Source organism: Serratia sp. BIGb0234, assembly GCF_024809915.1.
In the GTDB taxonomy this organism is placed as follows: Bacteria; Pseudomonadota; Gammaproteobacteria; order Enterobacterales; family Enterobacteriaceae; genus Serratia; species Serratia liquefaciens.
This window is the reverse complement of record NZ_JANUEI010000001.1, coordinates 400,820-426,963: the sequence shown is the minus strand read 5'-3', so window position 1 is coordinate 426,963 and position 26,144 is coordinate 400,820. Positions and strand designations below refer to the sequence as shown.

Below are 26,144 nucleotides of genomic sequence, written 5' to 3'. Positions count from 1 at the left end.
AGGGAGAGAGGGAATATCAGCGCTATCCCTTAACCAATCCTTTTTCTTTCAGATAAGCGGCCGCAACCTGTTTGGCATCCTGACCTTCCACCGCGATCTGCGCATTAAGTTTTTGCAGCGTCGGGCCGTCCAGCGTTGCAAAGACCGGCTTCAGCAATTCGGCGATATTGGCGTGCTGTTTCAGCGCGGCTTCACGAATGATCGGTGCCGGTGCGTAAATCGGCTGCACCCCTTTTGGGTCTTCCAGCGTTTGCAGACCCAGGGCCGCCACCGGGCCATCGGTGCCGTAAGCCATGGCCGCGTTCACGCCGGAGGTTTGCTCCGCCGCCGCTTTAATGGTCACCGCCGTGTCCCCTCCAGCCAGCGACAGCAGCTGATCCTGATTCAGCTTAAAGCCATAGGCATTCTGGAATGCCGGCAGTGCGTCCGGACGTTCGATAAATTCCGCCGAGGCCGCCAGTTTGAACTTGCCACCGCCGTTGATCCATTTGCCCAGATCGGCCAGCGTCTTCAGGTGGTTGGCGTCCGCCACGTCCTGACGAATGGCAATAGTCCAGGTATTGTTGGCCGGCGAAGCATCCAGCCAGACAATTTTGTTCTTGTCGTAATCGAGTTTTTTGACCTTCTCAAAACCGGCCTGGACGTTCTTCCACGCCGGATCTTTTTCATCGGAGAAGAAAAATGCGCCGTTGCCGGTGTATTCCGGGTAGATGTCAATCTCGCCGGAGGTGATCGCCCCGCGCAGCACCTTGGTGGTACCGAGCTGTAATTTGTTGGTGGTTTTGATGCCGTTGGACTCCAGCACCTGCACGATGATGTTACCCAGCAGCGAGCCTTCGGTATCGATTTTTGAGCCCACGCGCACCGTGTCGGCCGCCTGAGCCACGCCGATACTCGCGGCAAGTAAACCCAGTGCCAAAGCGAAAACGCGACCACGTAATGGGGTGATTGCCATACTTTTTCCTCTTGTTGTGTATTTTCCGGCTATTTGGCCAGATCGATTGGAAAATCCTGAGACGCGCGTTTCCATCGCACGATAAAAGTCTCCGCCGGCCAGGCTTCGGTTTCGCCCTGAACTTCCTTTAGCGGCTCGCCGGCGTTAAACGGATGAACCTCAACGGCGACCGGGGTAAAAGCGTATTCGCTGACCCATTGGCCATAGCCCTGCACCACAAATCCCTGGCTGCGCTGCTGGTAAGCACCGCGCTCCGCCAGATAGACCTGCCTTAAACCGTACCACGGCAAGCCGGGGAGATCATGGTGAACTAAATGATAGTTCAGATTGAGAAACAGCAGCCGCCACGGCCAAGCCGCCTCATTAATAATAGAACGTGCCTGCGGAGCTTCAACGGCGCGGTGCTCAAAAAACGATCTTATCTTGGTCAGCGCCAGCGCTGGATAGCCGATCGCCAACAGGTAAAACGTCGTGCCAATGCCATGTTGCTTCAGCCAAACCAGCACTGCCGCCAGCAGCAGCAGATGCACCAACCACATCACCAACGTGCGCAGTTCACCGGCGGCAATCGCTTTCAGCGCATTAACCCCCGTCGCGACGATATCCAGCGCCGGACCGAACACAATCCGCCCGCTAAGCGTATTGCGCACCTTGGCCAACAGCGGAAACAATCTGGGATAACGCTGCCACTGTGTCTGACTGAAATAATAACTTTCGGGATCTTCATGCGGGTCGGTCAGATGTTCATTGCGGTGATGCTGAATATGCGAATCGCGATACAACCCATAGGGATACCACACCGCCAGCGGCAACAGGCCAAAGAGTTGATTGATGCGGGGCCACCGCGTCGGATGGCCGTGGATCAGCTCATGCTGCAACGACATATACCAGGTGGCCAACAAAATCAGCAACGGCGTGCCAAGCCAGGGTCCCAGCGACTGCCAGTAGTGCACCACGCCAAACCAGCCGCCGTACACCGCCGCCATGATGCCCCAGGTCGGCAACTCGCATCGCCAATACCAGCGCTGGTTAAGCTGTTGGATCCAAAGGCGTTGTGCAGAATGCAAATAGTGGCTGTGGCTTTTGGCTGAGGACATGCGGCGGCTCGCTGTGGGTCATTTTCCTCAGTATCTTCGAGCAGCGCAGGCGCTCAAAATAACGAAAGCGGCAAAGCAAAGTTAAAAATCAGCTATTTATGCCGTACTTTTGATGCCCCACACAATCGCGAGCTCATCCGATGCGGTAAGCCATCGGCATCAGGGAACGAAATCCAGCACCGAGCTGTTGAATAAGGCGTATTCGGTCTGACTGGTCATTTTGGGCAGTTTGGCGCGCTGTACTGCCTGACTTGCTACAGCGCAAAACTCAGCATCGCCTGCCAGTACCTTGAAGTCCTTCAGGGAGCCGTCCGGTAACAGATGAATGCTGATCGAACAGGTTTGGGATTTGTATTTGCCGAGCGTCGGCATTTCTTGCGTAATGGCACGCCGCATTCTTTCCGGGTAGTTGCCCGACGGCGGCTGCACCGATGCCGCGGCAGACATCGGTTTTTCCAGCCCGGCAATCTCGGTACGGTGGTCCGTATTACAACCGGCCAGCAACGGTAACAACGCTACCAAAAGCCACATCCCTGTTCTCATCATTCTGCATCCTTGTCGTTCCGCACAATGGCGGGGCATCAAGATGCCGGGTACAGGCTCCCGGCATCGGCACACTGCTGCAAGCGTTCACGCCACCATTTGGACGCCAAACCGGCGTTATTCTCACGCCAGCCAAAATAAGCAACGTCGCTACAGCGCTCAGATTCGACGTTTTTCGCGACCAACTCGCCACTTTTCAGGTAAGGTTCAGCCAAATAACGCGGCAAATAACCACAGCCGAGACCGCTGAGCTGCACCCGCAACTTGGCGTCGAAACCGAACACCGTCAAGGTGTCCTGCTCCTCGAGAATATTCAGGTTCTGCGGTGCGTTCACCCTTGAGGTATCACGCACCACCACCGCACGGTGCTGACGGATCTCTGCCTTCGGCAAAGGCTCCGCCATTGTCGCCAGCGGGTGTTGCGGTGCGACGGCAAATACGTAGTCCAACCGACCCAACTGACTAAAAGCATAGCCTACCCGCGACGGGGGTTCACAAATCGCGCCAATAATAATATCCGCACAACCATAAACCAGCGACTCCCAGGATCCCGCCAGCACCTCGTGACTAACGCGCAGCCGGGTATGGTGATTCTGCTGATAAAATTCTTCCATCAGCGGCAACAGGCGCTCAAAAGGAAACGAGGCATCGATACCGAGAGTGATCTCGCTTTCCCAGCCGTTTTCCACATAGCGAGCCTGCTGCTCCAAATCCTGCGCGGCGCGCAATAGCACCCGGCCCTTTTCCAACATCAACTTGCCGGTATCGGTGAATTTGGCGCGGTGGCCTGAGCGATCGAGCAAGGTGATGTCGAGATCGCTCTCCAGTTTTTGCACCATATAGCTCAACGCCGAAGGTGTTTTAAACAGCACGGCGGCGGCCGCCGCAAATGACCCGTGCCGATCGAGCGCATCCAAAATCAATAACGCTTCCAGGTTTAACCTCATCGCTCCCTCTCCGTGTATAAAAAAACTCAACAAGACGGCAAAAATTCTGCGCTATCTTTGAAATCAGCCCCTGCCTACCATGCGGTTTATCGACGTTACATTCACCCGTTGTTAAACCTAAGTCTTTCTGGGAAGGTAAATAATGTCTAAATTTCAATTACTTGATAAAGATAATTCTGCACTGATTTTCATTGACCACCAGCCGCAAATGTCTTTTGGCGTGGCCAATATTGATCGCCAGCAGCTGAAAAACAACGTGGTCGGTCTGGCGAAAGCCGGCAAGATTTTTAATGTTCCCACCCTTTTCACCTCGGTTGAAACCGAAAGTTTCAGCGGCTATATCTGGCCAGAACTGTTGGCGGTTCACCCTGAAATCACCCCGATTGAACGCACTTCGATGAACTCCTGGGAAGACGCAGCCTTCGTAAAGGCCGTTGAAGCCACCGGTCGCAAAAAGCTGGTGATTTCCGCGCTGTGGACCGAAGTCTGTCTGACTTTCCCGGCGCTGATGGCGCTCGAGGCAGGCTATGAAGTTTACGTGGTCACCGACACTTCCGGCGGTACCTCGGTGGATGCGCATGAGCGTTCCATCGACCGTATGGTGCAGGCCGGTGCCATCCCGGTAACCTGGCAGCAGGTGCTATTGGAGTATCAACGCGACTGGGCGCGCAAAGAGACTTACGACGCAGTTATGGAACTGGTGCGCGAACACAGCGGTGCTTACGGCATGGGCGTTGACTACGCTTACACCATGGTGCATCACGCCCCGGCGCGGGTGGCGAAATAAACCTAACCCCGGCCGCGTCGCCGGGGTTTTTCTGGAGTCGGTGCTATGGCCCACCCGCAGCATGTCACGCTAGTTATCACTCACCGTTTGGCGCCGGGGCAGGAACCGGCCTACGAGGCCTGGCTGAAGCGCATTATGCCCGAAGCCGCCAACTTTGCCGGACATCTGGGCGTTAACGTGATCCGCCCCACCGGTCATGAGCAGGCCTACACCGTACTGGTCCGTTTTGACAACCTCGACAACCTGTCCCAGTGGGTGAATTCACCGCTGCGCAAACGCTACATCGAGGAAGTTTCGCCGCTGCTGCTGGAGAGCGACAGCATTGAAATTCGGCCCGGCGCAGAATTCTGGTTCACGCCGCCGAGCGCCAATACCCGCCAGCCCGCCAAGTGGAAACAATTTTTGATCACCCTGCTGGTGATTTTTCCGTCCACCAATCTGGTGCCCTGGTTTTGGGGAAACCTGTTGCCGCAGTTGAACGGCACGCTGGTCGGCCACCTGCTTAATGACGCCACCGTCGTCGCCCTGGTGGTCTTCCTCTGGATGCCGATAGTCACACGCATATTTCATCAATGGCTCACCCGCCGTTAGGCGGCCTGCCGGGAGAACGTTATGAGTAACTCTGCTTCCCTGATTATCACCAACGGTAAATTTCACACCGTCGATCGCGAGGCGCCTACCGCCCAGGCGGTTGCTATCCGCGACGGCAAATTCCTCGCCGTCGGCAGTGAAAACGACGTTATGCAGCATGCAGGACCTGAAACTCAGGTGATTGATCTGCACGGCCACACCGCCGTCCCCGGCCTCAATGACTCGCACCTGCACCTGATCCGCGGCGGTCTGAACTACAATCTTGAGCTGCGTTGGGAAGGCGTGCCGTCGTTGGCCGATGCACTGCGCATGCTGAAAGAGCAGGCACTGCGTACCCCCAGCCCACAATGGGTACGGGTGGTCGGCGGCTGGACCGAATTCCAGTTCGCGGAACGCCGCATGCCAACGCTGGACGAAATCAATCAGGCGGCGCCGGACACCCCGGTGTTTATTCTGCACCTGTACGATCGCGCTTTACTCAACCGAGCCGCGCTGAAAGTGGTGGGCTACACCAAAGACACGCCAAATCCGCCGGGGGGCGAGATCCAGCGCGATGGCAACGGCAACCCAACCGGCATGCTGATTGCCAAGCCTAATGCCATGATCCTGTATGCCACGCTGGCCAAAGGGCCCAAGCTGCCGCTTGAACAACAGGTCAATTCCACCCGTCAGTTTATGCGCGAGCTCAATCGCCTGGGCCTGACCAGCGCCATCGACGCCGGCGGCGGTTTCCAGAACTACCCCGATGACTATCAGGTGATTTCCGAACTGCACGATAAGCAGCAACTCACTTTGCGTATCGCCTATAACCTGTTCACTCAGCGACCGAAGCAGGAGCTTGAAGATTTCCAGCTGTGGACCGACATGCTGAAACCCGGTCAGGGCACCGATTTTTACCGTCATAACGGTGCCGGTGAAATGTTGGTGTTCTCCGCCGCCGACTTCGAGGATTTCCTCCAGCCGCGTCCGGATCTGCCGGAAGGTACGGAAGATGAGCTCGAGCGCGTAGTGCGCCATCTGGTCGAGCACCGCTGGCCGTTCCGCCTGCATGCCACCTATGACGAATCCATCAGCCGCATGCTGAACGTGTTCGAAAAGGTGAACCGCGATATTCCGTTCAACGGCCTGCACTGGATCTTCGACCACGCGGAAACCATCTCCGAACGTAACATCGAGCGGGTGAAAGCGCTGGGCGGCGGCATTGCCGTACAGCATCGCATGGCATTTCAGGGGGAATACTTTGCCGAACGCTACGGCAAAGAAGCCGCCAAACAGACGCCGCCGGTCGCGAAAATGCTGGCGGCCGAGTTGCCGGTCGGGTTAGGCACCGACGCCACCCGCGTGGCCAGTTATAACCCGTGGACGGCGCTGTATTGGCTGGTGTCCGGCCGTACCGTTGGCGGTATGGCGATGTACGACGACAGTGCGCGATTGGATCGCGAAACGGCCCTGATGTTGTGGACCCAGGGCAGCGCCTGGTTCTCAACCGAACAGGGTAAAAAAGGACAGATTAAGGTCGGACAGTTAGCCGATCTGGCCGTGCTGTCGCAGGATTATTTCAGCATACCCGAGGAGCAGATCAAGGGGATTGAATCGGTGATGACGGTGGTGGACGGCAAGGTGGTGTACGCCGCCGGCAGTTTTTCACCGCTGGCGCCGCCGGCAATTCCGGTACTGCCTGACTGGTCGCCGGTGACCCAGGTGCCGGGGCATTATCGCTCTGCCCCTCCTTCAGCCGCGGCCCGCGTCGGGGTGCTGGGCCAGGCGCACCAGTGTTGCGGCCCTTGCGGCGTGCACGCGCATCAGCATGACGTCGCCCGCCGTTCCAGCATTCCTGTTTCAGACGACAATGCCTTTTGGGGCGCATTCGGTTGTTCCTGCTTCGCTTTTTGATTGGCAGGCTATCACCGCAGTAAGTTATCAAGCTAATAGCTTATTAACTTATTAGCCAGTTAAGCTATGACGCTCTCGAGTTGTGAGCGTCATAGCCCTTGGTTAATCGCGATTAATTTCCAGCCAGCGCCGTTGTTCGGCGGAGGCGGCTATCGCATCCAGCACGCAAGATACTTTCCAGCCCTCTTCAAAGTCAGGCCACATGCGATCACCGGCGGCAATGCCGTTAACCAGATCGCGGATCTCCACCGTTTTCTGATCGTTAAAACCAATGCCGTGCCCTGCGCTAATACAGAAGGCGGCGTAATCCGGATGCTTAGGGCCTACCAGCAGCGTTTTAAACCCTTGGCGCTCCGCCGGCTCATCGTGACGATACAGCTTCAGCTCCGCCATTCGCTCCTGGGTGTAACTTAACGTGCCCTTGGTTCCGGTGACCACGTAGGTCAGCCCCATCTTGCGCCCGCAGGCAATGCGTGAAGTCTCGATGGTACCCATGGCGCCACCGGCAAAACGCACCAGCGCGCTGGCCTGATCCTCATTTTCAACCTGATGCATCAGCGTAGGGTCTTTCGCATCCGGGCGCTGTTTGATGATGGTCTGCATATCGCCGGAGACCGCCACAATGTCACCCACCAGGTAATGCGCCATGTTGACAATATGCGCCGCCAAATCGCCCAGCGCGCCTAACCCGGCCGTGGCCTTGCGGCAGTGCCAGTCGATAGGCGTACGCGGATCGGCGAGATAATCTTCATTGTGGGTGCCGTAAAAATGCACCACTTCGCCAATCTCGCCATTGGCGATAATTTCGCGCGCCAGCTGGCTGGTCGGGTTCTTCATATAGTTGAAACCCACCAGCGTTTTAACCCCCTTGGCGCGAGCGGCCTGCACCATTTCAGCGGCGTCTTTGGCGTCCAACGCCAGCGGTTTTTCAGAATAAACGTGTTTGCCGTGGCGAATCGCTTCCAGCGCCATCTCCTTATGCAGGAAATTCGGCGCGCAGATATCCACCACATCAATAGCCGGATCGGCCACCAGCTGGTGCCAGTCGGCGGTCGAACGAGAGAAACCAAATTCCGCAGCGCGCTGCTGCGCCAGCTCCGGCGTCACTTCCGCCAGCATTTCCAACACCAGTTCCCCCTTCAGTGGAAATACCGTGGCAGCCTGCGCATAAGCAATAGCGTGGCAGCGCCCAATATAGCCGGTGCCAATTAAACCAACGCGTACCTGTTTCATCACCCTCTCCCGTTGCCTGTATCCGTAATCTGGTCAGCGCGCCACTTAATGAAACGCACCGTCTGTGATACGGTTATATGAAATATAAATTTCAATAACAAGCAAAGAGAAAAATAAAACTCATATCCGTGATGCCGTTCATGAAACCTTGCAGACGGGAATGTAACGAGGCAGCCTCGAGGGTACGCTGCGTCTTCTGGCCAAAGATGTCAGGCCAAAATGAATATTTTATTTCATATCACGGCAACCCGTTGGCACCATACAGCAAGAAACCCGGCCGCTGTTGCAGCCGTTGCAAATACCCTTGTAACCCTGGGTAATCCGGGCGCGAGAAAGGCGTCATCAGCCAACGATTGAGCGACAGCCCAATGACCACATCCGCCAGGCTAAAGGTCGTGCCAGCAATATAAGCATTCCCCTGCGCCAAATGCTGTTCGAGCATGCCCATTAACCTGTTCCACTCCCGCTCCGCCGCTGCCAGTCGCTCCGGATCCTGGTAGGCGGCATCCTGGCGAACTCGCGACATGAAAACATAGCGCCAGGCGTTGTTGAGATCGGTGGCCTGCCAGTCCATCCACATTTCTACCGCTGCGCGTGCGCCCGGTTCTGTCGGCAACAGATCCTGACGCCCTTCCCGGCCCGCCAGGTAACGACAAATCGTGTTGGATTCCCACAGCACCCGATCGCCGTCAATCAATACCGGCACCAGGCCATTGGGGTTGAGGGCCAAAAACTCCGGTGTTTGCGTGGAGCGAAAACCACTGCCCCAGTCTTCTCTGGTCAGCGGCAACGCCAGTTCATGGCTGGTCCACAATACTTTGCGCACATTGATCGACGAGGCCTTACCCAACAATTTCAACATTTATGTTCTCCAAAAAGGCTTGCGCCCTTCTTGCATTGCCTGTGCGCGCGACAGACCAATGTCCGCCAGTTGGGCATCGTCCAACTGCAACAAAGATCTACGGGTGCGATAACGCTGCAGGTACAACTGCCAAAGTGGAAATCTCGCCCGGTGCTGTACCGGTTCGCCCTCAACAGAAATGCTCATCACAGATCCTCTTTCGGTTTGATCACGAAACCTATGATGCTGATCGCGCGAAAAACAATACAGATTCAGGGCGTTGATATTTTTTCCATACAAAAGCTGTCTCTGCCTATCTGAATGGTCTAATTTAATCTCATCTGTACCGGTTTTTTCCTCAACCACTCTCACTTTGGGTATCTGTATGACACGCTACGCCACCCTGGCCGCGCTCCTTAGCCAACGCATCGAACAGGGGCTCTATCCGGCCGGCGATCGTCTGCCGTCGGTGCGCGCACTAAGCCTGGAACACGGCGTCAGCATCAGCACGGTGCAACAGGCCTATCGCCTGCTGGAAGAGAGCCAACTGGTGGAAGCGCGCCCCAAATCCGGCTATTTCGTACAAAGGCGCCGCACTCTGGCCGAGCTTCCCGCCGTCACCCGTCCGGTGCAGCGACCGGTGGATATTTCGCAGTGGGAGCAGGTACTGGAACTGATCCGAAATAAACCGCGCGAAGATGTGATCCAGCTCGGCCGTGGCATGCCGGATATCAGCGAACCTACGCTGAAACCGTTGACCAAAGCGCTGGGCACCCTGGGCCGTCACGGCGATCTGCGCAGCCTGCTCTACGACAGCATTCAAGGCGTTATCGGCTTGCGTGAACAAATCGCCCGGCTGCTGCTGGACTCCGGTTGCCAGATTAGCGCCGACCAGCTGGTGATCACCACCGGCTGCCACGAGGCGTTGTTCACCGGCCTGCGCGCCGTCTGCCAGCCGGGGGATATCGTGGCGGTAGACTCCCCCTGCTTTCACGGCACCATGCAAACGCTGAAAGGGTTGGGCATGAAGGCGTTGGAAATCCCTACCGATCCGCTGACCGGGATCAGCCTGGAGGCGCTGGAACTGGCGCTGGAGCAGTGGCCGGTGAAAACCATTCTGTTGACGCCCAACTGCAATAACCCCTTGGGTTACATTATGCCGGAGGAGCGCAAACAGCGTTTGCTGACGCTGGCGCAGCGCTACGATGTGACGATCATCGAAGACGACGTATACGGTGATATCGCCTACCAATACCCAAGGCCTCGCACCATCAAATCCTTCGATGAAGACGGCCGGGTATTGCTGTGCAGCTCGTTCTCCAAAACGCTGGCACCCGGCCTGCGCATCGGTTGGATTGCCCCAGGGCGTTATCTGGAGCGCGTGTTGCACATGAAATATATCGGCACCGGCTCTACTGCGACCCAGCCACAGCTGGCGATTGCCGAATTCATCCGCCACGGCCACTATCTGCAACATTTGCGGCGCATGCGTACCCGCTACCAGCAGAACCGGGACGTGATGACCGGATGGATTATGAAGTACTTCCCGCTCGGTACCCGTGTTAGCCAACCACGCGGCGGCTTTATGCTGTGGATTGAGCTGGATGAAGCGTTTGATACCCTGCGGCTAAATCGCCATTTGGAACAACAGGGTGTGCAGATCGCCGTCGGCAGCATTTTTTCCGCCTCCGGTAAATACCGTAACTGCCTGCGTATCAACTATGCGCCCAAGCTGACGCAAGAGATTGAACAAGCGGTGCAACGGGTTGGCGAGACCATTCAAATGCTGATGCTGGCGCACGCCCCAGAGCGCGACATCACATTGGCGCGATCGGATTAAACTCTGGCGCAATCGGATTATCCGCATGTGGACGAACCTTCTAGAGTAGAACCTCTTCAACAAGCAGGTACAGGAAGGTGGTTATGTCTCAGTCTCAGGTATGGTTAATTACCGGCAGTTCACGCGGTTTGGGCCAGCAGTTGGCGCAGGCTGTTTTGGCCGCCGGCCACCGTCTGGTCGCGACCGCACGCCAGCCACAGCAGTTACAGCCGCTGGTGGAACAGTACGGTGAGCAAGTGGTCACCGTGGCGTTGGACGTTACTGACGCCGTGGCCGCCAAACGTGCGGTACAGACAGCAATAGACAGCTTCGGCCGACTGGATGTGGTGGTCAACAATGCCGGCTATGGCAACATCGCGCCGGTGGAGGATGCCGATGAAGCCGATTTCCGCGCCCAGGTCGATACCAATTTCTATGGCGTTTTTAACGTCACCCGCGCGGCGCTACCGGTGCTGCGTCAACAGGGCAGCGGCCATATCATTCAGATCTCCACCATAGGCGCACGCCTTGGCGTACCGGGTCTGAGCGCTTACCACACCGCCAAGTGGGCGGTCGAAGGCTTCTCCGAATCGCTGGCAAAAGAAATTGCGCCCTTCGGCGTGAAGGTGACCCTGGTTGAACCCGGCGGTTTCCGCACCGACTGGGCCGGCTCATCAATGACCATCGCCCCTGTCAGCGCCGCTTACCAGGCAACGCTTGGGCCCATGCTAGACTACTTGCAACAGCATAACGGCCATCAACCCGGCGACCCGGCCAAGGCCGCGCAGGTTATCTTGCAGATCGCCGAGATGGATGAACCCCCGCTGCGCCTGTTACTCGGCAGCGATGCGGTATTTATCGCCGGACAGGTGCAGGCCGAACGTGAAGCGACGGATGCCAAATTCCGTTACCTCAGCCTGAGCACCGACCGGGACGATAGCCAACCGGATCACGAAATCATGGCGGCGTTGGTGGCCGGCAAATCATAAGGAACACCATGAGCAGCGATCAAATCCCGGTCTCCAGCGCCTTAGCCATTCGTCTCAAAGCGCTGGGGGTGGATATTGAAAAGCTTGGTCAACTGGCCGGCCTCCCCAGCGGGCTGCTCAGCCACGGGCGCGAAAAGGTCAAGCTTTCCACCAGGCAGTTCTTTGATATTTGGCAGGCGCTCCCGCGCCTGACCGATGATACGGCCTTTGGTCTTCGCCTCGGCAGTGACGTCGCACCGGAGCATTACGATATCGCTTCAGTCGCGGCGCTGCATTCGGCGACGCTGGGGGAGGCCTTGCAAAAAGTCGCCCGCTACAAGCGGTTGGTGTGTCCCGAAGAACTGACGCTGACGGAAGACGGCGAGGCCGTGCGGTTGCACACCCGTTGGACCATGGCCGAAGGTCATGCCCCTGAGCTGTTGGTGGACGCCATGTTTGCGTCCATCACTACTCTGTGCCGTCGTGGCACCGGCCTGGCAATTCAACCGAGGGCGATTGAACTGACGCGGCACCACGATCCCGCTTCGCCGTTGCTGCGCCATTTTAGCTGTCCGATCCGCTTCGACGCCCCGCTGGACGTGCTGGTGTTTGATCGTGCGCTGATGCAGCAGCCCTTTATCACCTATAACCAGGACATGCTGGCCGTACTGCTGCCCGGGCTGGAAGCCGAGTTGGCCAAGGTCGAGCAGGACGACAGTTTGCCCGCACGGGTGATGGCGATCCTCACCCGTAGCATGCGCGGACAACGACCCAGCGTGAACAGCGTGGCTGCCGAGCTGTACCTCAGCCCACGCACCCTGCAGCGTCGTCTGCAACAGCACGGCTACAGCTATCAGCAACTGTTGGATAAAACCCGCCACCGTACGGCCTGTCATCTGCTGTCGGATACCGATCTGGAGCCCGGTGAAATTGCCTTCGTGCTCGGGTTCGAAGAACTGAATTCATTTAGCCGTGCCTTTATGCAATGGGAATCACAAACGCCGAACCGCTGGCGTCATCAACGCATCGCCGGGCGTCAGGAGAACAGGTTATGAAAGTGATAATATTCGGCGCCAGCGGCATGGTCGGGCAAGGCGCACTGCGCGAATGTCTGCTCGATCCGCAGGTGACGGAAGTGCTGAGCATCGGCCGCAGTGAACTGGCGCAAAGCGATGCCAAGCTTCGCCAACTGACGTTGCCCGATCTGAGTGATTTGTCCGCCCTGGAGACTCAGCTCAGCGGCTACGACGCCTGCTTCTTCTGCCTTGGCGTATCTTCCGCCGGCATGAGCGAAGCACGCTACCGTGCCCTGACCTACGATCTGACGCTGGCTGCGGGCCGCCCGCTGGCGCGGTTAAACCCGAACATGGTCTTTATTTATGTCTCCGGCGTCGGCACCGACAGCAGCGAGCAAGGCCGCAGCATGTGGGCACGGGTCAAGGGCGCAACCGAAAATGCCTTGTTGGCGCTGCCGTTCCACGCGGTGATGCTCCGCCCGGGCGTTATCGTGCCGCTGCACGGCATCCGGTCCCGAACCCGGCTTTATGATCTGCTGTACCGGCTTTTTAAACCGCTGTGGTTTGGCGCCCAACGGCTGTTCCCCAATCAGGTCACCACCACCGAACGTATCGGACTGGCAATGTTGGCCGTGGCACGGCGCGAGACAGACTTGCGCATCCTTGAACCGGTGGAGATTAACCGTTTGGCCCTGCCCTCGGCGGGTTGATTCTGCTATGTTAAAGCCGCGCGCGTGGGCCACCTGTGCCACGCTTTCGCCACTGCGACAGAGACAGACCCATGCCGTCAAAAATTTTATTCAGCGCCTGCCTGGCCGGTTTTAAAGTTCGCTATAACGGTTCCGATAAACCGTTGCCCCATCTCACCCTGCTGCGCTGGCAGCGCGAAGGCCGTTTGGTGGTTTGCTGCCCGGAACTGGCCGCCGGCTTTTCCACGCCACGTCCCTCAGCAGAAATCACTCCGACCGCCGAAGGGGCCACGGTGCTCGCGCAACGGGCTCGGGTTATGGAGATCAGCGGCGGTGACGTCACCGACAGTTACCTGCTTGGCGCCCATCTGGCGCTGGAAACCGCGCGGCGCCACGGCTGCCGCTTTGCCCTGCTCACCGACGGCAGCCCGTCCTGCGGCAGCCAATTTATCTACGACGGTTCTTTCAGCGGCCAGACCAAACCCGGCAGCGGCGTCACCGCCGAACTGCTGCGTCAGAATGGCATTGAGGTCTTTTCCGACCGTCAGTTGGAGGCGCTGATCGCCCGGGTGGAGGCCGAGGAGCTACCCTAACGCTGCAGGTGCTCCGCCAGCCGCTGTTGAAGATGGGAGATCCCCTGCGGGTGATGGATAAAGCGGTCGAGTGTCATCATCTGCCAGCGCTGCCCTTCATCGCCAAAGCGGATGGCGGCAATCTGCTGCGGGGTGATTTCGCCCAGCATAAACCAGGTCGGTGGATAGCCGGCGAAAATCCCCTCGTAGCGCTGCTGATGACGAACCTGCCCCGCGGCAATCCGCAGGCCGAACTCTTCCAGGGTTTCCCGCTGCACGCATTGCAGCGGCGTTTCCTCGTTTTCGCGCCCACCACCGGGCAGATCCCAGCAGCCAGGCCAGGGAATGTCGGGCTTGTCGTCTCGCTGATAGGTCAGCACGCTGTTGCCGCACAACAGCGCGATTTTCGCGCCGCCAAAATGCTTATCCGTCATCCCGCCAGGCTCCCGTTTTCGCCATTGAGCTAACATCTTACCTCATCGGAGTGCGCGCTGGTGTATAGTGAAAAACCGTTTTCACCACAGGCGAACAATGACGATGAACTCTCCGTTTCTGGTTACTCCCCAATGGCTTGCACAACATATCAACGATGAAAATCTGGTCGTGGTCGATGTCAGAATGTCTCCGGTCGGCCTGGTACCGAAAAAAGATATGCTTGCCGAATTTGAACGCGGTCATATCCCGGGCGCGGTGTACTTCGATATCGATGACGTCGCGGATAAAAACACCGATCTGCCGCATATGCTGCCCACGGCGGAAGCCTTCAGCGCGGCGGCAGGCAAGTTGGGCATTAGCGATCAACACACCATTGTGTTCTATGACGAGGGCAATCAGTTCTCTGCCCCACGCGGCTGGTGGACCTTCCGTAACTTTGGCGCGCAGCAGGTTTATGTGCTGGACGAAGGCCTCAACGGCTGGACTGCCCTGGGCCAACCGCTGGAAACCGGCGCAACGCAACGCACGCAGCAAACCTTCAACGCCCGCTTCAACGCGGACGCGGTAGTCACTATGCAGCAGGTGGAACAGGCGCTGAACACGCAGGTGCAGATCCTCGACGCACGCGCCGCACCGCGTTTTTACGCTGAAGCCCCAGAGCCGCGCCCTGGCCTGCACCGTGGCCATATTCCCGGCAGCATCAATATTCCTTACGGCGAACTGCTGGAAAACGGCCGCTTCAAATCGCTGGAAGCCCTCAAGAAAACCTTCAGCGACAAGGGCGTCGATCTCAACGGGCCAATCATCACCAGCTGTGGCTCCGGGGTAACTGCGGCAGTGCTGGCTTTTGGCCTGCTTTCCCTCGATGCAAAACAGGTGAAACTGTATGACGGCGCCTGGACCGAATGGGGTGCGCTGAGCGGCAATCAGCCGATCGAGCAGGACTAGTTTTTGATTCTGTCGGCCACGATTTGCGCCAACCGCTGAATGGCCGCCGTTGGAGTTTCTTGTGCGCGATGCAACACCACGCCAAGCGGGCTTAACGCCGGTAACATGCCGGGCGGCAGAAGGGATAATCCCGACGGCAGCCCGGCATCGGTGCGTACCGTCACTCCCAGCCCGGCGCTGACGGCAGCCCATACGCCATTCAGGCTACGGCTGGTAAAGGCGACACGCCACGCAATCCCGGCACGATCCAATGCCTGCGTCGCCGCACTGCGCATCAGGCAAGGGGCGTCGAACATCACCAGCGGCAGCGGTTCATGCCCACTGCGCCAGAGCGACAGATCAAAATCAGGCGAGGCGATCCAGTGCATTTGCCTTTGCCCCAGCGCCTGGTGAAATGGCGTGCTGATGCCCCCGTCCCACGCCAGCGACAAATCCAGCTCCCCTTTCAATACCCAGTCGATCAGCTCGGCATTGCGGGCGATCCGCGCTTCGATGCGCACACGCGGATGCGCGCGAGTGAAACTGCCCAACACCTGCGGCAAAAAGGTTTCCCCGAAGTCCTCCTGTAACCCCAAGCGTACCCGGCCATGCAAATCCAGCCCGCGCACCGCGGCGGCGGCCTCATCGTTCAGCTCCAGCAGCCGGCGGGCGTAGCCCAGCAATGTCTCGCCGGCCTCGGTCATCACCATGTTGCGCCCGGCCTTGCGCAGAATCGGGGTGCCAACCTGTTGCTCCAGCTTTTTCAGGTGCGCGCTGACCGCCGAGGTTGAGCGCCCCAGCCGCTCCGCCGCTTTAGCGAAACTGCCCAACTCAATACCGGTAACGTAACTGCGCAGATCTTCGAGATCAAAGGTGACACGCCCCATACTGACCGTCCCGTTTTTAAGAACCATTAATCAAAATAATACCGATTTATGGATAAAGATGGCGCGTCAGGCATCGCGGGTCAACCGCTTTCAGCAAGGCCTTCGGGAATACTCTTCCCCCTGCCCGCCGGTGACGACGGGGCTGCCATTCAGGATGAGGTAAAGCCTGACGCCAGGCGAGCACGGGTAAAAATCGGTTTTCACTCTTTGACCACACAGTGCCACGGGTTGACAGCCTTATTTGATATTGATAATCATTATCAAAATAAAGTTTTCAATAACGATTTGCAGGATGCGACTCGTTGAGGTCACCGCTATGCCACAGTCCCTGATCACGCCTTATGTCACCCGTTGCTGTATCGTTGGCGGCGGCCCCGCCGGGCTGATGCTCGGCTATTTGTTGGCTCGGGCTGGCATTAACGTGACGGTGCTGGAAAAACACGCCGATTTTCTGCGTGATTTTCGCGGCGATACCATTCACCCCTCGACGCTGGAAATCATGCACCAGCTTGGCCTGCTGGAAGCATTGCTGGCTCTGCCACACCAGCGTGCGGAAACGCTGCATGCCGAGATCGCCGGGCGTGACATTCGGCTGGCAGACTTCACACGCTTGCCAACCCGCTGCAAATTTATCGCCTTTATGCCGCAATGGGAGTTTCTCAACTTTCTGGCAGAAAAGGCCGCCGCCTTTCCCGAATTCACACTGATCAAGTCCGCGCAGGTGCACCAGCTGTTGTACGATCGCGGCCAGGTCTGCGGCGTGCTGGCGGACACGCCGGAAGGGCCGATCCGCGTTCGCTGCCAGTTGGTGATAGGTACCGACGGCCGCAACTCGGTGGTGCGTGAACAGGCTTCTCTCAGCAGCCACAGCTTTGGCTCACCGCGCGACGTGTTGTGGATGAAAATCGATAAACAGGAAGGCGATCCGGCCTGGTCGATGGGCCACACCGGACCAAAGCAAAACTTCATCATGATCGACCGGGGTGAATACTGGCAGTGTGGCTATTCGATCGACAAAGGCAGCTTCGAGGCGATCCAACAAGACGGGCTGGAGAATTTTTTACTGCAGATTGCCGAGGTGGCACCGTTCCAGGATCATCGCCTGCAAACGATCGTCAGTTGGCAACAGGTGAAACTGCTCAGCATCCGCATCGATCGTCTGGATCAGTGGGCCAAGCCGGGCGTGCTGTGCATTGGCGATGCCGCGCACGCCATGTCACCCATCGGTGGCGTTGGGGTGAATCTGGCGATTCAGGATGCAGTCGCGACCGCCAACGCGATCATCCCCCCGCTGCGCAGCCAGCGCTTGCAGTTAAAACACCTGCAGCAGGTACAGCGACGCCGCAACTTCCCCACCAAAGCCACTCAGTTCCTGCAAATCAAAATGAGCCAGCGCAGGCCGAAAAAACGCCGTGCCGGCGAGAGCTCCAAACTGATGGCCCGGGTAGGCAACAGCCGTTGGTTGCCACATTTGTTTGGCCGGATTATCGGTCTGGGGTTCAGGCGCGAGACGCCGAAACATTTGGACTGATCGGGCTCAGCCAGGATCAGGAAGAAGAGAGGAAAAGCGCTAAACTGATAATATTGGCGTGCTCACCCCCCCTCCAGAAGCGTCATCTCCATGCTATCGGCCAGTTCGAATAGATGTATTAAAACGCTTTTATCTGTTACTGATACCGTGCTAACAGCAATAGATAACTCGTTTCCATTAAAGCGTCAGGTTCACTGGCTTCGCTTTCAATGTCGACTGCAGCTACCGGAACCTTCACTCCAGCAGACTTTGTCACCCTATCCCACGCAATCTCCAGCATTTGCATCGCCGTATTCGGATCCACCGCGGGGTCACGTCAGTTTTTACGCAAAGCGTTATTACCGACGTGACTCTGGCCTTGGGGTTGATGAGCATCGGGATCGATTTCAACTACCAGGAATCGCGCCGAACCTTTACTTGGCTTAAGATGCTGTAGCTGATCGGCAGTGAGCATCTGCATGGTCATGCGATGTCCCTGTCGACGATGGGTGTGTTGTTTCTCGGTCATACTCCCTCCGGTATGCGGATATTGAGTAAATTGAGTATGCGCTGGATTGCCTAAATCCTCGCCAACGGCCCTGTTCCTATCCATCAAGAGGTTTACATGTTCAGTATTCGCCAGGCTTTACGCCATGATTTAGCGCTAGTTCGTGACGTCGGTATTCGTACTTATCAGGCCCATTTTGGCGAACTTTGGCACCATAAAGCGGAATTGGATGCTTTTTTGGCTCAGGACTTTGCGGTCGAAGCCCTGGAGCAGACCCTGCAGGATCCGGACGTGTGTTGGCTGTTGGGCTATGAAGACGAGCGTCTGGTGGGCTATGCACGGCTGAACTTCAACAGCCTGCTAGCGCCCACTCAACAGACGGGCGCAGAACTGCAGAAAATCTATTTCCTTCCGGAATATGCCGGCCAGGGTTATGGCCAGCGTTTTTTTGAACAGGTACAGCAGCGGGCACTCGAACGCCGGCAGACAACGCTGTGGCTGGAGGTGCTAAAGCGCAACACCAGCGCCCAGCGTTTTTACCAACGTCAGGGGCTGAGCATTTGCGGCGAGACCTGCTACACCAGCGCCCAAGGTTCCATCGGCATCTGGTATATGTCGAAAGCGCTGTAACTCCAGCGCTCAAGCATGAGATTAACCCGGAAACTCCAGCGTGCCGGTCAGATCCCCCAAGGGTTTCTGGCCACGCGTCGCCATTGCCTTATCGCGATCTGCCAGCCCTTCCAGCGTTGGCAAATCAAACACCCGACTGATGAATCGCAAGATGGATCCGGTATCGTACACTTGGTGATCGACATATCCCTTACGGGCGAACGGTGAGATCACCAACGCTGGAATGCGCGAGCCAGGTCCCCAACGATCCCCCTGCGGCGGTGCAACGTGATCCCACCAGCCGCCGTTTTCATCGAATGTAATGACCACCACGCTGTTATCCCACTGCGGGCCATTACGCAGGCTATTGATAATATGGGCAATATGACGGTCTCCGGCTTCGACATCCGAATAGCCGGCGTGCATATTGAGGTTGCCCTGTGGCTTGTAGAAAGCGACCGGCGGTAAGGTGCCCGCTTCCACCGCCGCCAGGAATTTATTGCCGGCGGTTGAATCGCCAATGCCGCCATCACGCAAATGAGCTTCGCGCGCCTGCGGGTTGGCCGGCCCCAGATTTTCAAAGTAATTGAACGGTTGATGATGATACTGAAAATCCGGTGCGCCGGGGAAATCACCCTGATCTTTGCGGTTGTCCAGCGCGTACTGCCAACCACCGGCGTACCAGGCCCAATCGATCCCTTTCTGGCTGAGCAAATCGCCAATGTGCGGGTGTTTCTGTGGCGGCATAACGTTGGGCATGGTGGCATCCGCCAACGTCGGATCTTTCTCATCCTGCGTCCATGACGGCCAGTACGGTGGCGCCATGGTATTGACCGCGTAACCGTCCGGCGTCAGCAGGCTTTTGCCGAACAGCGGAATGCCGAATGAAGCGCTGACCGGCGAATCGCTCAGCGGCTTTAAACGCCAGTCCGTCACGTCGTCGCTTTCAAGCTGAGCAATGCCGTCTTTGGCGACAGAGTTTTGCACATCGGGGTAGAACGGTGGGCGGGCGCAAATCAGATACTGATGATTGAGGAACGAGCCGCCAAACGCCCCCTGGAAGAAGTTATCGCACAGGGTAAATTCCTGCGCCAACGTCCATAGCCGCAGGTTGTATGCGCCGTCGCCGTAATAGCCCATGGTCAGAGCACCGGAATCGGCCCAGGCGACGAATTTGTCATTTTTGCCGCCGTTGATCTGCATCTGGTTCTGATAAAACACGTGCCACAAATCACGAGTTACCACGCCATGCGGCAGGTTTTCCCCCTGCGGCCCGGTCAGCACAAACGGCTGGTTCGGCAGTTGAGTGGTAAAAACCGCATCTTCGTCGATTTTGTAGTTAACATGCCCGACTTCCTGAGCCTTCGGCACCAGGCCTTTCCAGATCGGCGGCAGCGTATCCAGCAGTTGACCATCGCGATCGCGCTGCTGGTACTCCTCCGGCTTGAGCGCCGACAGCGGTTTTTCCACCCCGGGGAAATTGGCGAACAGGTTGTTGAAGCTGCGGTTTTCGGCGTAAATCACCACCACATTCTTCACATAGCGCCGCAGCAATGAGTTTTGCGCACTTTGCGGCAAAGCGTTTAGCAGCACTTTTTTGTTCCCCTCCGCCGCGGCTCCGCCCAAGGGGGCAATGGAGGCGCCAACGCCCAATGCCGTCGCCCCCGCCAAAAAGCGGCGACGCGCCGGGTTGCTCGGTTGCTGCTGTTGATCCTGCTCCGACGGTGGCAAATCATTCTGTGGTTTATCGCTCATGCCTGTTCCCTTAAAAAATTTAACCTGTTGATTTATTATCAATTTATTTAAGAGTCATTATGCTATGGCACAATTATGAACGAAATGTGACAGACTGCGGCAGGTTAGCATTTGGCAACACTTTCGCGAACTTCGCCGCAGTTTTATTAAAATGTCGCCCCCTCAGCGCCTATCGCGAGTCCCGTTGCAGCATCAACAACATCAGCGCCAGCGTATTGGGCACCATATACAGCAAGGCACCCAGCTGCACCGCCAGCGGATCCTCCTTGGCCTGCCAGGCCATAAACCAGTCGCCGGCGACTACCATAAAACCGATCCCCCATACTGCAATCGCACATAGCGCACCCAGCATGGCCCAGGCTTTGCCTCTGGCGAACGTCGCATAAGAGTGACCCCTATGTTTCACCATCAACACTATGCCCAAGGTTGCCGCGATCCCGGCCAGAGATTCCAGCAGGGTAATAAACGCCAACCCGACCATTCCGGCCCAGGGCGCGGTGATGGCACGCCACATCAGACCGGGCACCTGATAGGTATTTTGCATAGTTAGCAGGGGCCCCACGGCATGCCGTGCGGTATTGGCAAAATCCGCAGTATTGTTCAGCAGGCTGAAAATCCCCCACAGGGCCGGGAACAGTGACAGGACGATACAAGACAGGCGTGAGATATTGATTTCGTTCATAATTATCCTTAATTATTTTAGGTGTATCCCCGATTATCCAAACGGACCGAGGTTTGCAGTCGGTCAGTTCCTGGAGTATCTTAGCAACTATATTGTAAGAACAAATCTTACAAAAGCGACATAATTGATGGAGGCGCACAATGGGCAGAACGTTAACGGTAGACCTGGGTGAAGAACTGCGTGGGTTTGTCGAAGGCCTGGTCGCCAGCGGCGACTACCGTACCCCAAGTGAGGTCATCCGCGAATCGGTACGTACCCTGCGCGAACGTACAGCTGCATCAAAACTGGAAGAACTGCGCCGCTTGATCGCCGAAGGTGAAAATAGTGGCGATGCCCAAGAGTGGGATCGAGATGTGTTCATGGAAAGAATACGGAGTAAAACAAAAGGATGCGGAGAAAAATAGTCGTCCGCCCAAAAGCGCTGGATGACATGGAAAGTATTTATTTCTATGGCCTGGAGCGGTATGGATTACAAGCCGCCGAAGGCTACCTTAACCATATTCATAAGGCATTTGATAATCTTAGCCATTTTCAGCTTGGCAGAAACGTAGCCTTGATTGCACAAGATCTCTGCGTTCTGCCAGCCACTGGGCATCTCATTTATTTTCGTGAAGATATCCATTGGGTAAGAATCATCAGGGTTTTGCATCACTCCCGGGATTCCACCCGCACGCAATTTATTGGGTCATCCCCACGTTTATATCGCCACCAGCCCGCGTACGCCGTCCTGCTCCATCGCGCTGCCTGCCCCGCGCTGAATGATGCTGCCACGCGACATCACCAGATAGCTGTCTGCCAATTCGGCGGCAAAATCATAGAACTGCTCTACCAGCAGGATCGCCATATCGCCACCTGCCACCAACTGCTTGATCACAGCGCCGATCTCTTTGATCACCGAAGGTTGGATCCCTTCAGTCGGCTCGTCGAGGATCAACAACTGCGGCCGACAGGCCAGCGCACGGCCAATCGCCAACTGCTGTTGCTGCCCGCCAGAGAGATCGCCACCGCGCCGATCTTTCATCTGCAACAGGACAGGGAATAACTCATAAATATGCTCCGGCACCTTACGTGCCTCCGTGCCGGAAAAACGCGCCAGCCCCATCAGCAAGTTTTCCTCTACCGTCAGGCGCGGGAAAATCTCTCGCCCCTGCGGCACATAGGCGATCCCCGCTTGTACACGCTGGTGCGGTTTTTTGCCGTTAAGGGCCGTTCCCTGCCAACTGAGAGTGCCGCTTTTAACCGGGATCAGCCCCATCAGGCATTTCAGCAGCGTGGTTTTCCCCACGCCGTTGCGCCCCAGCAGGCAAGTCACCTCACCGATGCGGGCCTCAAACGACAGGCCGCGTAAAATATGGCTGCCGCCGTAGTATTGATTCAGCTCGTTAACCTGCAACATAGTGGTTCCTCAGCGCCCCAAATAGACTTCAATCACCTGCTCGTTGGCCTGCACCTGCGCCAAAGAGCCCTCCGCCAGCACCTGGCCCTGATGCAGTACGGTGACATGATCGGCGATGGTTTCGACAAAGCCCATGTCGTGCTCTACCACCATCAGCGAATGCTTGCCCGCCAATGCGCGGAACAGCTCGGCGGTGTACTCGGTTTCCGCATCCGTCATTCCGGCTGCCGGTTCGTCGAGCAGCAACAGGTGCGGCTCCTGCACCAACAGCATGCCAATCTCAAGAAATTGCTTCTGCCCGTGGGACAGCAGTCCGGCGGGCCGATGTCGCTCATGGTCCAGCCGCAAGGTTTTCAGCATTTCATCGATACGGTCGCGCTGTTCGCCGCTCAGCCTGGCGCGCAGGCAGGCCCACACCGATTTCTTCGCCTTCTGGGCAATCTCAAGATTTTCGAACACCGTCAGTGCCTCAAACACCGTAGGCTTTTGGAACTTGCGGCCAATGCCGGCCTGGGCAATCTGCATCGGATCCAACGCGGTCAGATCGACCGTTTGATCGTAAAATACTCTGCCGCTGTCCGGCCGGGTTTTGCCGGTGATCACATCCATCAAGGTGGTTTTCCCCGCCCCGTTTGGCCCGATCACACAGCGCAATTCCCCTACGCCAATCTGCAGCGACAAATCGCTCAGTGCGCGAAAACCGTCGAAGCTGACGTTGATCTTGTCGAGCAACAGCACCGGATCGGTTTGCTGGCGATGTTTATCCGCCGGCAACGGTTGGGTAAACAACTCGTCGGTCATTTGCAGCGAATTCATTGTGATTTCCCTCTGCGTAGCAGGCCGATAACCCCTTTGGGCAAGAACAGCGTGACGATGATAAACATCAGGCCAAGGAAGAACTGCCAGTATTCCGGGATCGCCATGGTGAACCAACTTTTGGCGCCGTTGACGATACCGGCACCGAGCAGTGGCCCCACCAAGGTGCCGCGTCCACCGAGTGCCACCCAGATAGCGGCCTCGATCGAGTTGGTCGGCGACATTTCACCCGGGTTGATAATGCCCACCTGCGGCACATATAACGCCCCGGCCAGGCCGCACAGCACCGCCGACAGCGTCCAGACGAACAGCTTGAAACCTTTTGGATCGTAACCGCAAAACGTCAGGCGATTTTCCGCATCGCGCACCGCGGTTAACACCCGGCCAAACTTGCTGCGCGCCAGGGCAAAGCCGATCGCCAAACTGGCCGCCAGCAACAACACCGTTGCCAGAAACAGCGCCACCCGCGTGCCGATCGCGGTGATCGGAAAACCCAGCAGCGTGGTGAAGCCGGTAAAGCCGTTGTTACCGCCAAACCCGGTTTCGTTGCGGAAGAACAGCAGCATGCCGGCATAGGTCAATGCCTGCGTCATGATGGAAAAATAGACGCCTTTGATTTTTGAACGGAAGGCGAAGTAGCCGAAGACAAAAGCCAGCACGCCCGGCACCAGCACAATCAGGCACAATGCCCAGGCGAAATACTGGGTGCCGCTCCAAAACCAGGGCAGTTCGCTCCAGGACAGGAACGCCATAAAGCTCGGCAGGCCCTCTCCCGCCGCCTGGCGCATCAGGTACATGCCCATGGCATAGCCACCCAGAGCGAAAAACAGCCCATGACCCAGGGACAACAACCCGGCATAGCCCCACACCAGATCAAGCGCCACCGCCACCACGGCATAGCACAGAATTTTGCCTACCAGCGTCAGGGTATAGGTGGAGATCGCCAGCGGGTGATCCGCCGGTAACAGCGCGAGAAACGGCATGATTAACAGCGTCAGCAACGCCAGCCCGCCGATGCCGAGCGCCAGCCGGGGGGCCTTTTGCACCCCGGTTACAGTCAAAGGTTGGCTCATCAGTCATTCACCCTGCCCTTGAGGGCAAATAGCCCCTGAGGACGCTTTTGAATAAACAGGACAATCAGCGCCAGGATCAGGATTTTACCCAGCACGGCGCCAATCTGTGGTTCGAGAATTTTGTTGAGGATGCCGAGGCCAAAAGCCGCCACCACCGTACCGGCCAACTGGCCCACGCCGCCAAGCACCACCACCAGGAAGGAGTCGATGATATAACCCTGCCCCAGCTCGGGCCCGACGTTGCCCAACTGCGACAAGGCTACGCCGCCCAACCCGGCAATGCCGGACCCCAACCCGAACGCCAGCATATCGACACGGCCGGTGGGCACACCGCAACACGCGGCCATGCCGCGGTTTTGCGTCACGGCTCGCACGTTCATGCCCAGTCGGGTTTTATTCAGCAACAGCCAGGTGAGGATCAGGACCAACGCCACAAACACGATGACGGCAATGCGGTTCCACGGCAGCACCAGATTCGGCAGGAGCTGAATACCGCCCGACAGCCAGGCCGGGTTTGCGACCTCCACGTTTTGCGCACCGAACAACACCCGTACCCCTTGGATCAGCACCAGGCTAATGCCCCAGGTGGCCAACAGCGTTTCCAGCGGTCGGCCGTAAAGGTGGCGGATCACCGTGCGCTCCAGCGCCATGCCGATGCAGGCCGTGATGGCGAACGCCACCGGCAGCGCCACCAGCGGATACAGCGCCAGCCACTGCGGCGCAAACTGCTGAAACAGCCCCTGTACCAGATACGCCGAATAGGCGCCAAGCATCAGCATTTCGCCGTGCGCCATGTTGATCACCCCCAGCAGGCCATAGGTGATTGCCAAACCGAGCGCCGCCAACAGCAGGATCGAACCCAGCGACAGACCGGTAAATGCCTGGCCGATCAGGTCACCGATCATCAGCCGATGTTTCACGCTGCTCAGGCTTTTCATCGCTTCGGCACGTACCGCGGCGTCCAGCTCATGGCCTGTCTCCGTCAACGCCTGCAGGCGCGTTTGCGTTTCAGGATCGCCCGAGCTGCCAAGCAAGCGCACCGCGTTGAGGCGTACCCCGGCATCGGCATCGTTCAGTTGCAGATTCGCCAGCGCGATGCTCAATGCCTCATGCACCCGGCTGTCTTGTTCCAGCGCCAAACGCTGGGTCAGCAGCGGCAACTGATCGCTTTGCGCCTCGCGCTGCAGGGCCTGCGCCGCCTGTAAACGCACCGCCGGGTCCTCGCTGACCAGCCGATGCGCCGACAGTGCGTTGGCAATCAGGATGCGCAGCCGGTTGTTCAACCACAGCTTCTTCGGTGTGCCGACCGGGGCAGCGCTGCCAGACAAGGGCTGGTAGTTTTCGCCCTGCTGGACAAAGGCATGTTTGGCGTCGTCGATCACCACACTTTCTTGTTTCAGCGCTTGCAGCAGCGGCAGTCGCGAAGCATCCGGCGCGGTGGCCCATGCCTGTAATAATTTGGCTTGCTGCGTGCGATTGGCCGTAGCAAATTCATCGGCCGGACCCGCCTGCGCGAACATCGGCAGGCAACACAGCAGAAAACACAGAGGCCTGAGTTGGCTTAAAGAGAAAAGTTTCATCGGGTGTCTCGTCGC

The 26,144-nt window shown here is 57.6% G+C and carries 29 protein-coding genes and 1 pseudogene; 14 read left to right on the top strand and 16 right to left on the bottom strand.

From position 1 onward, the window contains the following. Positions 1-22: 22 nt before the first annotated feature. The 4 genes from M2407_RS02215 to M2407_RS02200 all read right to left on the bottom strand — a co-directional run bounded on the left by M2407_RS02215 (position 23) and on the right by M2407_RS02200 (position 3,542). Positions 23-955 carry an ABC transporter substrate-binding protein gene (locus M2407_RS02215; RefSeq protein WP_259216653.1) on the bottom strand — a complete coding sequence of 311 codons (933 nt, stop codon included), beginning with the start codon at positions 953-955 and terminating at the stop codon, positions 23-25. A 29-nt stretch (positions 956-984) separates the two neighbouring features. After that, positions 985-2,052, bottom strand: a complete 1,068-nt coding sequence (locus tag M2407_RS02210; RefSeq protein ID WP_128863992.1) for a fatty acid desaturase — start codon at positions 2,050-2,052, stop codon at positions 985-987. A 159-nt stretch (positions 2,053-2,211) separates the two neighbouring features. Further along, positions 2,212-2,598 carry a cell envelope integrity TolA C-terminal domain-containing protein gene (locus tag M2407_RS02205; RefSeq protein WP_259216652.1) on the bottom strand — a complete coding sequence of 129 codons (387 nt, stop codon included), beginning with the start codon at positions 2,596-2,598 and terminating at the stop codon, positions 2,212-2,214. 35 nt (positions 2,599-2,633) lie between these two features. After that, on the bottom strand, positions 2,634-3,542 hold the full coding sequence (locus tag M2407_RS02200; protein WP_115059468.1) for a LysR family transcriptional regulator: 909 nt from the start codon (positions 3,540-3,542) through the stop codon (positions 2,634-2,636). A gap of 142 nt (positions 3,543-3,684) precedes the next feature. On the opposite strand from M2407_RS02200, the gene M2407_RS02195 reads away from it, so the two are divergent. From M2407_RS02195 to M2407_RS02185, 3 genes are read left to right on the top strand one after another with little or no spacing between them, the layout of a single operon-like run. After that, on the top strand, positions 3,685-4,329 hold the full coding sequence (locus M2407_RS02195) for a hydrolase (RefSeq protein ID WP_020825867.1): 645 nt from the start codon (positions 3,685-3,687) through the stop codon (positions 4,327-4,329). 45 nt (positions 4,330-4,374) lie between these two features. After that, a complete protein-coding gene (locus M2407_RS02190; protein ID WP_115059469.1) occupies positions 4,375-4,920 on the top strand; it encodes an antibiotic biosynthesis monooxygenase in 546 nt (181 codons plus the stop codon). A 21-nt stretch (positions 4,921-4,941) separates the two neighbouring features. After that, complete coding sequence (locus tag M2407_RS02185; RefSeq protein WP_128863991.1) at positions 4,942-6,813, top strand: amidohydrolase; 1,872 nt, start codon at positions 4,942-4,944, stop codon at positions 6,811-6,813. A gap of 102 nt (positions 6,814-6,915) precedes the next feature. On the opposite strand, the gene M2407_RS02180 is transcribed toward M2407_RS02185, so the two are convergent. From M2407_RS02180 to M2407_RS02170, 3 genes are all read right to left on the bottom strand, one after another. Continuing rightward, positions 6,916-8,046: a Gfo/Idh/MocA family protein gene (locus M2407_RS02180; RefSeq protein ID WP_259216651.1), complete on the bottom strand. Its 1,131-nt coding sequence runs from the start codon at positions 8,044-8,046 to the stop codon at positions 6,916-6,918. 238 nt (positions 8,047-8,284) lie between these two features. Next, positions 8,285-8,908 carry a glutathione S-transferase family protein gene (locus M2407_RS02175; protein WP_116690922.1) on the bottom strand — a complete coding sequence of 208 codons (624 nt, stop codon included), beginning with the start codon at positions 8,906-8,908 and terminating at the stop codon, positions 8,285-8,287. Continuing rightward, positions 8,909-9,094: a DUF1127 domain-containing protein gene (locus tag M2407_RS02170; RefSeq protein WP_046374161.1), complete on the bottom strand. Its 186-nt coding sequence runs from the start codon at positions 9,092-9,094 to the stop codon at positions 8,909-8,911. A gap of 178 nt (positions 9,095-9,272) precedes the next feature. Between M2407_RS02170 and M2407_RS02165 the strand changes: the two genes are divergently transcribed. The 5 genes from M2407_RS02165 to M2407_RS02145 all read left to right on the top strand — a co-directional run bounded on the left by M2407_RS02165 (position 9,273) and on the right by M2407_RS02145 (position 13,972). After that, on the top strand, positions 9,273-10,727 hold the full coding sequence (locus M2407_RS02165) for a PLP-dependent aminotransferase family protein (protein ID WP_259216649.1): 1,455 nt from the start codon (positions 9,273-9,275) through the stop codon (positions 10,725-10,727). Positions 10,728-10,810: 83 nt separating this feature from the next. Next, positions 10,811-11,695, top strand: coding sequence for an oxidoreductase (locus M2407_RS02160; RefSeq protein WP_259216648.1), 885 nt, complete (start codon positions 10,811-10,813; stop codon positions 11,693-11,695). 8 nt (positions 11,696-11,703) lie between these two features. Beyond that, on the top strand, positions 11,704-12,729 hold the full coding sequence (locus M2407_RS02155) for an AraC family transcriptional regulator (RefSeq protein WP_046374163.1): 1,026 nt from the start codon (positions 11,704-11,706) through the stop codon (positions 12,727-12,729). Further along, positions 12,726-13,400, top strand: a complete 675-nt coding sequence (locus M2407_RS02150; protein WP_122077765.1) for an epimerase — start codon at positions 12,726-12,728, stop codon at positions 13,398-13,400. Before M2407_RS02155 ends, M2407_RS02150 begins: the two co-directional genes overlap by 4 nt. A 71-nt stretch (positions 13,401-13,471) precedes the next feature. Beyond that, on the top strand, positions 13,472-13,972 hold the full coding sequence (locus M2407_RS02145) for a DUF523 domain-containing protein (RefSeq protein WP_259216647.1): 501 nt from the start codon (positions 13,472-13,474) through the stop codon (positions 13,970-13,972). Here the strand turns inward: M2407_RS02145 and M2407_RS02140 are convergent. Further along, the gene (locus M2407_RS02140) at positions 13,969-14,385 is read right to left on the bottom strand and encodes an NUDIX hydrolase (RefSeq protein ID WP_048761435.1); all 417 of its coding nucleotides are present in this window, start codon (positions 14,383-14,385) and stop codon (positions 13,969-13,971) included. The genes M2407_RS02145 and M2407_RS02140 overlap by 4 nt on opposite strands. Positions 14,386-14,488: 103 nt before the next feature. On the opposite strand from M2407_RS02140, the gene sseA reads away from it, so the two are divergent. Continuing rightward, complete coding sequence (sseA, locus tag M2407_RS02135) at positions 14,489-15,334, top strand: 3-mercaptopyruvate sulfurtransferase (protein ID WP_046374167.1); 846 nt, start codon at positions 14,489-14,491, stop codon at positions 15,332-15,334. On the opposite strand, the gene M2407_RS02130 is transcribed toward sseA, so the two are convergent. Continuing rightward, complete coding sequence (locus M2407_RS02130) at positions 15,331-16,200, bottom strand: LysR substrate-binding domain-containing protein (RefSeq protein ID WP_115059475.1); 870 nt, start codon at positions 16,198-16,200, stop codon at positions 15,331-15,333. The two genes, sseA and M2407_RS02130, sit on opposite strands and share 4 nt — an antisense overlap. Positions 16,201-16,248: 48 nt before the next feature. Here M2407_RS02130 and M2407_RS02125 point away from each other — a divergent pair, with 48 nt between their 5' ends. Then, complete coding sequence (locus M2407_RS02125) at positions 16,249-16,506, top strand: hypothetical protein (protein WP_128863988.1); 258 nt, start codon at positions 16,249-16,251, stop codon at positions 16,504-16,506. 10 nt (positions 16,507-16,516) lie between these two features. Next, a complete protein-coding gene (locus tag M2407_RS02120) occupies positions 16,517-17,731 on the top strand; it encodes an FAD-dependent oxidoreductase (RefSeq protein WP_020825853.1) in 1,215 nt (404 codons plus the stop codon). A gap of 316 nt (positions 17,732-18,047) precedes the next feature. Here M2407_RS02120 and M2407_RS02115 read toward each other — a convergent pair whose 3' ends face one another. After that, positions 18,048-18,239: a hypothetical protein gene (locus M2407_RS02115; RefSeq protein ID WP_259216646.1), complete on the bottom strand. Its 192-nt coding sequence runs from the start codon at positions 18,237-18,239 to the stop codon at positions 18,048-18,050. Positions 18,240-18,335: 96 nt separating this feature from the next. Here M2407_RS02115 and M2407_RS02110 point away from each other — a divergent pair, with 96 nt between their 5' ends. Continuing rightward, on the top strand, positions 18,336-18,848 hold the full coding sequence (locus tag M2407_RS02110) for a GNAT family N-acetyltransferase (RefSeq protein ID WP_020825851.1): 513 nt from the start codon (positions 18,336-18,338) through the stop codon (positions 18,846-18,848). Between the two features lie 21 nt (positions 18,849-18,869). Here the strand turns inward: M2407_RS02110 and acpA are convergent, their stop codons facing one another. Further along, the gene (acpA, locus tag M2407_RS02105; protein ID WP_201895594.1) at positions 18,870-20,582 is read right to left on the bottom strand and encodes an acid phosphatase; all 1,713 of its coding nucleotides are present in this window, start codon (positions 20,580-20,582) and stop codon (positions 18,870-18,872) included. A gap of 169 nt (positions 20,583-20,751) precedes the next feature. After that, the gene (locus M2407_RS02100; RefSeq protein ID WP_116690929.1) at positions 20,752-21,264 is read right to left on the bottom strand and encodes a DUF2165 family protein; all 513 of its coding nucleotides are present in this window, start codon (positions 21,262-21,264) and stop codon (positions 20,752-20,754) included. A 140-nt stretch (positions 21,265-21,404) separates the two neighbouring features. Between M2407_RS02100 and M2407_RS02095 the strand changes: the two genes are divergently transcribed. Next, positions 21,405-21,668: a type II toxin-antitoxin system ParD family antitoxin gene (locus M2407_RS02095; RefSeq protein WP_046374171.1), complete on the top strand. Its 264-nt coding sequence runs from the start codon at positions 21,405-21,407 to the stop codon at positions 21,666-21,668. After that, a pseudogene (locus tag M2407_RS02090) lies at positions 21,653-21,913 on the top strand (type II toxin-antitoxin system RelE/ParE family toxin); the annotation flags it as partial. The gene M2407_RS02095 and the pseudogene M2407_RS02090, both read left to right, overlap by 16 nt. Before the next feature lie 48 nt (positions 21,914-21,961). Here M2407_RS02090 and urtE read toward each other — a convergent pair. The 4 genes from urtE to urtB are packed head-to-tail and all read right to left on the bottom strand — an operon-like array spanning position 21,962 to position 26,129. Then, positions 21,962-22,660, bottom strand: coding sequence for an urea ABC transporter ATP-binding subunit UrtE (gene urtE, locus M2407_RS02085; protein WP_259216644.1), 699 nt, complete (start codon positions 22,658-22,660; stop codon positions 21,962-21,964). A 9-nt stretch (positions 22,661-22,669) separates the two neighbouring features. Further along, complete coding sequence (gene urtD / locus M2407_RS02080) at positions 22,670-23,476, bottom strand: urea ABC transporter ATP-binding protein UrtD (protein ID WP_259216643.1); 807 nt, start codon at positions 23,474-23,476, stop codon at positions 22,670-22,672. After that, positions 23,473-24,549, bottom strand: a complete 1,077-nt coding sequence (urtC, locus tag M2407_RS02075; RefSeq protein ID WP_020825844.1) for an urea ABC transporter permease subunit UrtC — start codon at positions 24,547-24,549, stop codon at positions 23,473-23,475. The genes urtD and urtC overlap by 4 nt, the downstream gene beginning before the upstream one ends. Further along, the gene (gene urtB, locus M2407_RS02070) at positions 24,549-26,129 is read right to left on the bottom strand and encodes an urea ABC transporter permease subunit UrtB (RefSeq protein ID WP_259216642.1); all 1,581 of its coding nucleotides are present in this window, start codon (positions 26,127-26,129) and stop codon (positions 24,549-24,551) included. The genes urtC and urtB overlap by 1 nt, the downstream gene beginning before the upstream one ends. Positions 26,130-26,144: the final 15 nt, after the last annotated feature.